The 9,150-nt window shown below is 43.7% G+C and carries 8 protein-coding genes; 3 read left to right on the forward strand and 5 right to left on the reverse strand.

Annotation, left to right across the window (positions count from 1 at the left end; all coding sequences use genetic code 11):
• Positions 1–82 precede the first annotated feature (82 nt).
• Genes Q4A14_RS08305 through kdsB form a run of 5 tightly spaced genes read right to left on the reverse strand, consistent with a single transcriptional unit; the run spans position 83 to position 6,090 of the window.
• Positions 83–901, reverse strand: a complete 819-nt coding sequence (locus Q4A14_RS08305) for a peptidylprolyl isomerase (RefSeq protein ID WP_303171365.1) — start codon at positions 899–901, stop codon at positions 83–85.
• A gap of 11 nt (positions 902–912) precedes the next feature.
• Positions 913–2,226: an ABC transporter permease gene (locus Q4A14_RS08310; protein WP_303171366.1), complete on the reverse strand. Its 1,314-nt coding sequence runs from the start codon at positions 2,224–2,226 to the stop codon at positions 913–915.
• Entirely contained in the window at positions 2,219–3,175 is a 957-nt protein-coding gene (locus tag Q4A14_RS08315; RefSeq protein WP_303171367.1) for an ABC transporter ATP-binding protein, read from the reverse strand. The genes Q4A14_RS08310 and Q4A14_RS08315 overlap by 8 nt, the downstream gene beginning before the upstream one ends.
• A gap of 38 nt (positions 3,176–3,213) precedes the next feature.
• The gene (dnaG, locus tag Q4A14_RS08320; protein WP_303171368.1) at positions 3,214–5,304 is read right to left on the reverse strand and encodes a DNA primase; all 2,091 of its coding nucleotides are present in this window, start codon (positions 5,302–5,304) and stop codon (positions 3,214–3,216) included.
• A 12-nt stretch (positions 5,305–5,316) separates the two neighbouring features.
• The gene (kdsB, locus tag Q4A14_RS08325; protein ID WP_368492362.1) at positions 5,317–6,090 is read right to left on the reverse strand and encodes a 3-deoxy-manno-octulosonate cytidylyltransferase; all 774 of its coding nucleotides are present in this window, start codon (positions 6,088–6,090) and stop codon (positions 5,317–5,319) included.
• A 405-nt stretch (positions 6,091–6,495) separates the two neighbouring features.
• Between kdsB and Q4A14_RS08330 the strand changes: the two genes are divergently transcribed.
• The 3 genes from Q4A14_RS08330 (at position 6,496) to Q4A14_RS08340 (ending at position 9,071) form a co-directional block, all read left to right on the forward strand.
• Complete coding sequence (locus Q4A14_RS08330; protein ID WP_303171370.1) at positions 6,496–7,047, forward strand: pyruvoyl-dependent arginine decarboxylase; 552 nt, start codon at positions 6,496–6,498, stop codon at positions 7,045–7,047.
• A 118-nt stretch (positions 7,048–7,165) separates the two neighbouring features.
• Complete coding sequence (locus Q4A14_RS08335; protein ID WP_303171371.1) at positions 7,166–7,369, forward strand: hypothetical protein; 204 nt, start codon at positions 7,166–7,168, stop codon at positions 7,367–7,369.
• Positions 7,370–7,424: 55 nt separating this feature from the next.
• A complete protein-coding gene (locus Q4A14_RS08340; protein WP_303171373.1) occupies positions 7,425–9,071 on the forward strand; it encodes a diphosphate--fructose-6-phosphate 1-phosphotransferase in 1,647 nt (548 codons plus the stop codon).
• Positions 9,072–9,150 lie beyond the last annotated feature (79 nt).

Here is a 9,150-nt window from a genome sequence, read left to right on the forward strand (position 1 = left end):
ACGAAAATAAATGGGGCTGCGCCAAAAATGAATTTTGACACAGCCCCCTCCTTTTTTGTTGAAATTCTGAAGAAACTTCATATCACCTTATGATCTTCACCTTCACGATCCTCATGTCTTTGAGAGGGCGATCATACTTATCTCTCCGTTGATTAGCTATGAGATCTATAAGCTCCAAACCCTCAACGACTTCACCATAAATTGTAAAATCTTCCTCATACGTAGGCAGACCTCCATGTTGAGTGTAAGCCTCTCTTTGTTCAGGTGTAAATATCAACTTATTAGGCGATGTGAGGAAAACAGAGTCCACAAGACTGTTAATCTCTTGTGCTCTCACATTGTAGGCACGAGGGTTAACACTCTTGAGAGAGTCCATTTCCGCCTTATATAACACATGATACTTCTCAAAAATCTTACGTTTTATAGGCCTATTTGTAGCAAGCTCTAGAGTGTCGAGTTTTCCTGCGGTATATGGTATGCCCTGAACAATAAAAAATTGAGACATATCAGACCTACGCTTGGGATTATATTTAGGCTCTTGCTTAGGGGCAGCCAAAGCTCCTTTCTTGTAAAAATGAGTCTTGCTTGACTCGTGAGCAATCTCCTTACTTCTGTCTCCGGAGCCAACACGCATGCCAGGTTTAGCCTTACGAGAATCGGCAGCACCACCTTGGATCATAAACTCCGGAATCACTCTCGTGAAGAGAGTGCCGTTATACTCTCCCTGCTCCGCATGCTTTATAAAAGCCTCTACATGTTTAGGAACATCATCATAAAGATACCCCTTCATGGTCCCGATATTTGTCTCGATCTCAAACCTCACCTTTTGAGCGAAAGAAGAAAAGACACTGATCAATGTCACACCTAGAGCTGTGATAAGTAAATGTATGGTATTCTTCATAAAATCAATTCTTAATAGTAACGTAGCCATTGCCAAAGCTCTTTGAACGACGGCTTCTTTCCGTACAACAAGATACCCACTCGGAATATCTTCGCAGCAATCCATACCAAAACAAAGGTACTTACGATAAGGGCAACTGCAGACAACGCAATCTGCCATACAGGGGGATCATAGGGGATACGCACCATCATCACAACAGGCGAAGTGAATGGGATAAATGAGGTCCACAAGGCAAGGGGTCCATTAGGGTTGTTTGCCGAATAAAAGCCTGCATAAAAAGCAAAAATCATGATGAGCGTGATGGGAGTAATCATCTGATTGACATCTTCATCGTTATCAACCGCCGCTCCGGCTGCAGCAAAGATACTTGCATAGATAAGGTATCCGAAAATGAAGTAAAAGACAAAAGCAATGATAAGTCCGGTGAAGTTGAACCCGGAAAGAGCATTGATGATGCTTTGTACTTCATAAACAGATGACTGATCAATCCCGGACTGTCCGATTTGTTGGGTGAGTTCTTGAGCATTGAACGAAACAGCTCCAAGCATAAAGAATTGCCCAAGGACTATGCCCAAGACTCCGATAACAATCCAAATAAACATCTGGGTAAACCCGAGTAAACCGATTGCACAAATTTTGCCAAATAGTAAGGTTTGAGGCTTGACCGAGGAAATAATAATTTCTACGATACGATTCTTTTTCTCCTCACGAACACTCTGCATGACCATCATTCCATACATGAGGATGAACATGTATATCAAGACATTGAATATCTGTCCCACTATACTTGCTATCACAGCAGAAGACTCTTGCTCACTGCCATCTTTTTCCCAACGAACGGTAGATATATTGAGGCTTACATTCGTATCCCGGATAATTTCTTTAAGGTTCGGGATGTTGAAAGACTCTATCCGTTCATTCTTCAGATTTGGGATGAGGAGATCCTCTACCTTATCCTTCAGATCCCTCGGTATCTGCTTACCGGTATGGATTGTCAAAGCCTTGGGATCCTTCAGCAAGTCATCATTGATCACAATGTAAGCATATACATCCTCATTAGCGTCCTTACGGTATTCTGCGATGCTCTTTTCCCCTTTTACGAAAGTATATATATCATCAGACTCAAATAAGCTTTGATACTTTGACGTGTTATCGATGACTATTACGTCCTTCTTTGATGTGTCCTTGGAGTTCATGGCAATGACTGCAGGCACTATCATCAAAGCAAGAAAAATAAATGGGGTAAGTATGGTAAAGATCAGAAATGACTTTTTCTGAACACGAGTGAGATATTCTCTCTTTAAGACTATAGCAAACTTATTCATCGTTACTCCTTTCTGTACTTGTGTTATTAGAGACTGTAGCTGCTCCTACGACATCCAAAAAGATCTGATGCATACTTGGTACAACCTCCTCAAATCTTGTCATATTACCTGCATGACACCAATCTGTCACAAGTTCAGCAGCACTTACTTTGTTAGGGTTAAGCACAGTGAAGAGCGATAGCCCAAAGTTATCTTTGAGTTCCTCTTCCACATGGTACTTCTCTCTCAGAATCGCCGGGATATTTAGATCACCGTCCAATGTTATCCTATACTTATTCCCCTTGTATCTATCTCTTATGGAACGCACATTCCCATCAAGGACAACCTTCGACTTATTGATCAGGGTGATGTTATCACAGACCTCCTCCACACTCTGCATATTATGGGTAGAGAAAATTATCGTGCTTCCTTTATCCCTTAGTTCAAGGATCTCACGCTTGAGAAGCTCTGCATTTACAGGGTCAAAGCCACTGAACGGTTCGTCAAAAATAAGAAGACTTGGCTCATGCATCACCGTCGAGATGAACTGAACCTTCTGAGCCATCCCTTTAGAAAGCTCTTCCACCTTCTTATCCCACCAATTCATGATATCAAGTTTCTCAAACCATTGAGTTAACTTATCTTTAGCCTCTTTATGAGACAACCCTTTGAGCTGAGCCAAGTATATTGCCTGCTCTCCGACCTTCATCTTGCGGTACAATCCCCTTTCCTCAGGCAGATAGCCGATACGCTCGAGGTCTGAGACCGCGAAAGGGCGTCCCTCAAAGGTGATTGTCCCCTTATCGGGAGCTGTTATTCGATTAAGTATACGTATAAGTGTGGTTTTACCCGCGCCATTGGGCCCAAGTAGTCCATGCACCTTCCCCTTTTCCACGGACATGTTCACATGATCCAAGGCTCTATGGGCGGTATAATCTTTGACTACATCTCTGACTTCTACTACATTCATGTACTCTGTTTTAGATATTAAACCAAGTTATGGTATTTTTATTTTGAAAAAAGCATGAGCACCCGTTCACCGAGGAGCTCCGCCATTTGACGTTTTTGATTGTTCAGATACTGCATCCTTTGAACATGTTGCGAGATATCCCCATTTGCGGGTTGAACACTCAGAGACTTGATAATGTTCAGTTCTTTGAGTATTTCATCCTCTATCGTCTTGTATTTGAGCGCCAATATCTCAGTCATGATGACACGCATTATTGCCTGTCCCGTATTTTTCTCAGCTTCATACTCCTTATGCAGACTACTCAACTGGTATTCCTCTGTAATGCATCTGTTCGATATCTCACGTATAGAATCGTCGGGATGATAGGTGAGATGTCTCGTGGTGCTAAAGGCTGTATGCCCTTCATTTTTTGCAACATGTACCCCCTCAACACACTCATCAAGAATCCTTACAAATACGGGAGAAAGATAACTCTCCTCACGCAAGTCGTTGATCTGATCTGCAATAAGTTCAACAACTGTCCATTGGTCATTTTCATCCTCTTCGGCAATGATCATATCTCCATGCCTGACGATATACGATAAAAGAGACATTTCCGAGGTAGAAAGATCTCCCTTTGTCACAACCGGAGCAGGTTCTTCCGGCGACGTTACCACAGAGTCTCCCGGAGAAGTTTGCACATCTCGTGATACAGAGACCATATGAGCGTCATCCTCAGCCTTGCCGGAGATATCTATCACTTCTGCAGCTTCATCAACGCTCGGGATAGCAGAAGCCTGCTCCCTATTGCGCTCACGTTCACGCTCACGTTGCTCCTGCTGAGCCCGTTCCTTACGGATAGAGTCGACTTTTGAGAAGATAGCCTCCTCGCTCACATCAAGGAGTGTGGCCGAATCCCTCGCATACACTTCTCTCGTAAGATCATCGGAGATGAAAGCAACAGACTCAACAATATTGGTGATCAACATCGCCTTAGCATGGGGATCAGAAGCATTTTCCTTACTTAGGAGATTAATCTTGAATCTTATGAAGTCCTCCTCGTGCTTGTCAATATATTCTTTAATTGTTTCGGGCGAATGAGCTTTGGCAAAGGAGTCAGGGTCATGCCCGTCAGGAAGGAGTACGACTTTAATGTTCATATCCTGAGCCAAGAGGATATCAATTCCCCTCATGGCTGCTTTGATACCTGCAGCATCGCTATCAAAGATGAGAGTCACGTTGTTGGTGAATCTCTTGATCAGCCTTACCTGCTCTATCGTCAGAGCCGTTCCTGACGAAGCGACCACATTTTGTATCCCACTTTGGTGAAAAGAAAGCACATCGGTATATCCCTCAACGATGAGACACTTATCCTGCTTGGAGATATGCTGTTTGGCAAAATATAAGCCGTATAATTCTTTCCTCTTGTTGTATATATCGCTGTCCGGCGAATTGATATACTTCGCCAGCTTGTCACTACTCTTAAGGATACGCCCCCCAAATCCGACGACACCACCGCTCAAAGAGTGTATAGGAAAGATCACACGATCTCTGAATCTATCGAGATACTTACCATCATCCTGCCTTATCGCAAGTCCGAGAGCTTCGAGCAGAGATCTATCAATGCCGGCTTCCTTGGCTTTGCTGCTCAAAAAATCCCGTGAAGATGGAGAATATCCCAGATCAAAAGTCTTTATTGTTTCTTGAGAAAAGCCTCTCTCCTTGAAGTAGGAAAGACCGATCATGCGACCTTCACTCGAGACATTGAGAGCTTCGGCAAAAGCATCCTTTGCAAAAGCATTGGCATTAAAGAGTTTTTCTCTGTTGTTTTTCTTCTCTAACTCCTCTTTGGTAACCTCTTTCTCAACGATAGGGATGCCATACTTCTTGGCTAAATAACGAAGAGCCTCGACATAAGTCATATGCTCATGCTTCATAAGGAAGTTGAGAGGAGTTCCCCCCTCTCCACACGCAAAGCACTTGCATATATTTTTGGCCGGCGAGACGGTAAATGAAGGACGACTGTCCTCATGGAACGGACAAAGCCCGAGATAGTTCTGTCCTCTCCTATGGAGTGTGACAAAATCACTCACGACACCTACTATCTCCGCACTGTCGATGATCCTGTTTACCGTTGCCTGATCTATCATTCAAGAGCCCCCTTATCCTATCGATTCCATATGCTTGCGTGCCAACTCAAGATCCTCCGCAGTATCTATACCTATGGAGTTGGTCTTGGTCATCACGGTACGGATACAGTACCCCTCCTGCAACCAACGCAACTGCTCGAGACTTTCACAGAGTTCGAGTTCTCCCTGAGGAAGCTGACTGATCTCCCGAAGAGCTTTTGCCGTATAAGCATACATCCCCTGATGTTTGAGAAAAGAGTGTCGGGTCGGATACTCTTCGGTAGCAACGCCCCTCAGATGAGGTATGACACTGCGACTGAAGTACAATGCACGAGCATCATGCGCAATGACAACTTTGACAACATTAGGATTGGCGATCTCTTCATAAGTGGAAGATGGATGAAAAGAGACCACAGTTGTCGCTATATCAGTATCTGCCTGTTCAAAACAAGAAATCAACCCATTGATGTGCTCTGCAGATACAAATGGTTCATCGCCCTGTATGTTGATCACGACATCAGCATCGACTCCACTTTTACGCAAAGCCTCCTCACAACGATCCGTACCACTTCGGTGATCAATTGAGGTCAATACTGCCCTACCCCCAAATCCTTCGACAACCTCCACAATACGCTCATCATCCGTAGCCACAATCACGTGTTTTAACACGGCAGAGGCTTTCTCATATACATGCTGAACAATAGGCTTGTCACCGATTTTCAGTAAAGGTTTACCCGGCAACCTGGTAGATCCATATCTCGCAGGTATAATGCCGATAACTGTCATTTGATCAGTATTACGTTTCATTGATTGGGAGGGGGGTAATTTTCTGTACTTGTTAGAGATACAAAGATAATCCATTTGAGCTTAAGTTTTACCCCACTTTTTGACAAAATATAATAGCGCATAAAAATGTATTCTGTGAACTACAACGATAAAGAGAAGTAGATCTCTCAAAATTCACGTGGCTAACTTGAGAAATCAATGTGCCTACCTTGATGAATCAAGTTAGACAACCTTTTTTGACGCCTTGAGAAGGCATGACAAAAAAGGACTTATTGTACACCTCACTACCATGCCAGGAGAGATCCGGAGAGCACCTGATTTCAGGTCATTTAATGATAACTTGAGCCCGTAATTCATTTTTTATCATTACCTTTGCATATTAACAGTTTGTTTCACCCCCACTTTTTTGTAAAAGAAAGATAAAGCATGAGTAAAATAGTTGGCAACTTAATTCCGAATACTTTTTTCATAACCAAAGGTAGTGGAGAGTCTGATCTTGAGCTTCACGCAGGTTCATACCACATGGCTCTTTATGATGCAGGTATCTCTGACTTCAACATCATGACTTATTCGTCCGTACTTCCTGCGACAGCTAGACTTGTCACCATGGATGACATTGATCTACCTCCGTTTGGATCTGAGATGAAGACCATCATGGCCGTATCTCACGGGACACAGGACGAGTTCGTCTCTGCCGGTATAGTATACGGTTGGATGTACAAGGATGAGAATTTTGATGAAAAAGTAGGAGGTTTAGTATGTGAGGTAAGTGGTCGCTACCGTATTGAGGAGCTTGAGGCTCGTCTTACAAGGGTGATCAATGATCTACACGAAAAGACATACTCACAATACTTTTTGGGTGAGCTCAACTTCGTCACAGAAGGTATCACCGTAGAGAAGAGATATGGAACAGCTCTTGCAGGCCTTTGCTTCATGGATTTTATCCTTCCCGAAGTGACCGAGGACGCAAAGAAGTAAAGAACTGATCCACGAAACGATCATATAAATAAAGACCTCCTACTGTACTCCCCGACACTACGCAAGGGAGGGATAGGAGGTCTTTCGCTTTTGATACAACGACCACAAATTGCTTGAAATGAAACCGACATTTTGGCGAAACTTTAAGATAGTACTGATTGTGCTATTCATACTCTTGGCAGGTGCCTCCATAGCAACATTACTTGTGATGGAAGAAGGTTGGAAGAGACTGTTTTTTGCCTCATGCGGAGGTGTATTGGCAGTCAACGTCCTTCTCGCATACATTTTTGTGCGTGTCAATGACAGGCGAAGACCACGATAAAATACGCAGATATACCACTACATGACATAATGCAATAAAAAAGGAAAGAAAACTTATGAATACTATCAGTCCCCTACAAAAAGCACGGGCTGCTTATCAACCCAAAATGCCCACAATCCTTCATGGATGTGTACATGCTGTAGATGGTAAAAAGACAGAGTCTGTCGACAACCAGCAAGAAATCAAGGATCTCTTCCCAAATACATACGGATTGCCTATCGTCACATTTGAGGCAGCAGAGCATTCAGACTCATCAATGCCGATCAATGTAGGAGTGATACTCTCCGGAGGACAGGCTCCGGGGGGACACAACGTCATTGCGGGACTTTTTGATGGTATCAAGAGAATATCCGAAGAGAGCAGACTGTACGGCTTCCTCATGGGGCCTGATGGGCTGATCAATCACAAATATAGAGAACTTACTGCCGAAATCATAGACGAGTACAGAAATACCGGGGGATTTGACATCATCGGCTCGGGACGTACCAAATTGGAGTCAGAAGAACAGTTTGACGAAGGTCTGAAGATACTGAAGGAACTCGACATCAAGGCTCTTGTCATCATCGGAGGAGATGACTCCAACACCAATGCTTGTGTACTGGCCGAATACTACAAGTCCATCAATGCAGGTATCCAAGTCATAGGTTGCCCTAAGACCATCGATGGAGACCTAAAGAATGACCAGATAGAGACTTCGTTTGGATTTGATACAGCTTGCAAGGTATACTCTGAAGTGATCGGAAATATACAACGAGACTGTAACTCATCGCGGAAGTACTGGCACTTCATCAAACTTATGGGTAGATCGGCATCACACATCGCTCTTGAGTGTGCTCTCCAAGTACAGCCCAATGTCTGCATCGTCTCAGAAGAGGTCAAAGAGAAGCAAATCCGTCTGGCGGATATAGTTGAGTATATCGCAAATATCGTTGTCAAAAGAGCAGAAAAAGGAGATAACTTCGGGACAGTACTCATACCGGAAGGACTCATAGAGTTTCTTCCATCTATGAAGAAGTTGATAACCGAACTCAATGACTTTCTGAGCAGGTATGGAGATGACCTCGAATTGGTCAAGAAATCTGCAAAGAGAGACTATATCATATCAAAACTTTCACCCGAAAATGGAGAGTTCTACGCCTCTCTCCCCAAGAGTGTTGCTCAGCAACTCACACTCGACAGAGACCCTCACGGCAATGTGCAGGTGTCCCTTATCGAGACAGAAAAACTCCTGTCAGACATGGTGGGTAAAAAACTCAAAATGTGGAAAAAGATGGGAAAATATACGGGGAAGTATAAGGTATTGACCCACTTCTTTGGCTACGAAGGGCGTTGCTCGGCTCCGTCAAACTTTGATGCAGACTATTGCTACACTTTGGGATACACAGCATCAGCCCTTATAGCAGCAGGAAAGACCGGCTACATGAGTACTGTCCAAAACACACATAAATCACATGAAGAGTGGATAGCCGGCGGTGTACCGATCACAATGATGATGAACATGGAGAAACGCCACGGAGAAACGAAGCCGGTGATACGGAAAGCTCTTGTACAACTCGATGGTAAACCATACCAAACTTTCCTAAAGCATCGAGAAGAATGGGCTATCAACACGTGCTACCTCTACCCTGGTCCGATACAATACTTTGGTCCTACAGAGGTGTGTGATCAACCCACAAAGACACTCCTTCTGGAAAAGGAATAGCCGACAAAACATTGTGTAAAATAAAGGGGGCTGTGTCAAAATTCATTTTTGGCGCAGCCCCATTTATTTTCGTTTGTGG

The sequence above is a fragment of the Porphyromonas sp. genome, from assembly GCF_030529325.1.
GTDB lineage: Bacteria > Bacteroidota > Bacteroidia > Bacteroidales > Porphyromonadaceae > Porphyromonas_A.

Excerpts from the sequence above, each read along its gene's own strand:
- Q4A14_RS08340 (WP_303171373.1), top strand. The coding sequence starts at position 7,425 with ATGAATACTATCAGTCCCCTACAAAAAGCACGGGCTGCTTATCAACCC.
- Q4A14_RS08315 (WP_303171367.1), bottom strand. The coding sequence starts at position 3,175 with ATGAATGTAGTAGAAGTCAGAGATGTAGTCAAAGATTATACCGCCCAT.
- Q4A14_RS08310 (WP_303171366.1), bottom strand. The coding sequence starts at position 2,226 with ATGAATAAGTTTGCTATAGTCTTAAAGAGAGAATATCTCACTCGTGTT.
- Q4A14_RS08335 (WP_303171371.1), top strand. The coding sequence starts at position 7,166 with ATGAAACCGACATTTTGGCGAAACTTTAAGATAGTACTGATTGTGCTA.
- Q4A14_RS08330 (WP_303171370.1), top strand. The coding sequence starts at position 6,496 with ATGAGTAAAATAGTTGGCAACTTAATTCCGAATACTTTTTTCATAACC.
- kdsB (WP_368492362.1), bottom strand. The coding sequence starts at position 6,090 with ATGAAACGTAATACTGATCAAATGACAGTTATCGGCATTATACCTGCG.
- dnaG (WP_303171368.1), bottom strand. The coding sequence starts at position 5,304 with ATGATAGATCAGGCAACGGTAAACAGGATCATCGACAGTGCGGAGATA.
- Q4A14_RS08305 (WP_303171365.1), bottom strand. The coding sequence starts at position 901 with ATGAAGAATACCATACATTTACTTATCACAGCTCTAGGTGTGACATTG.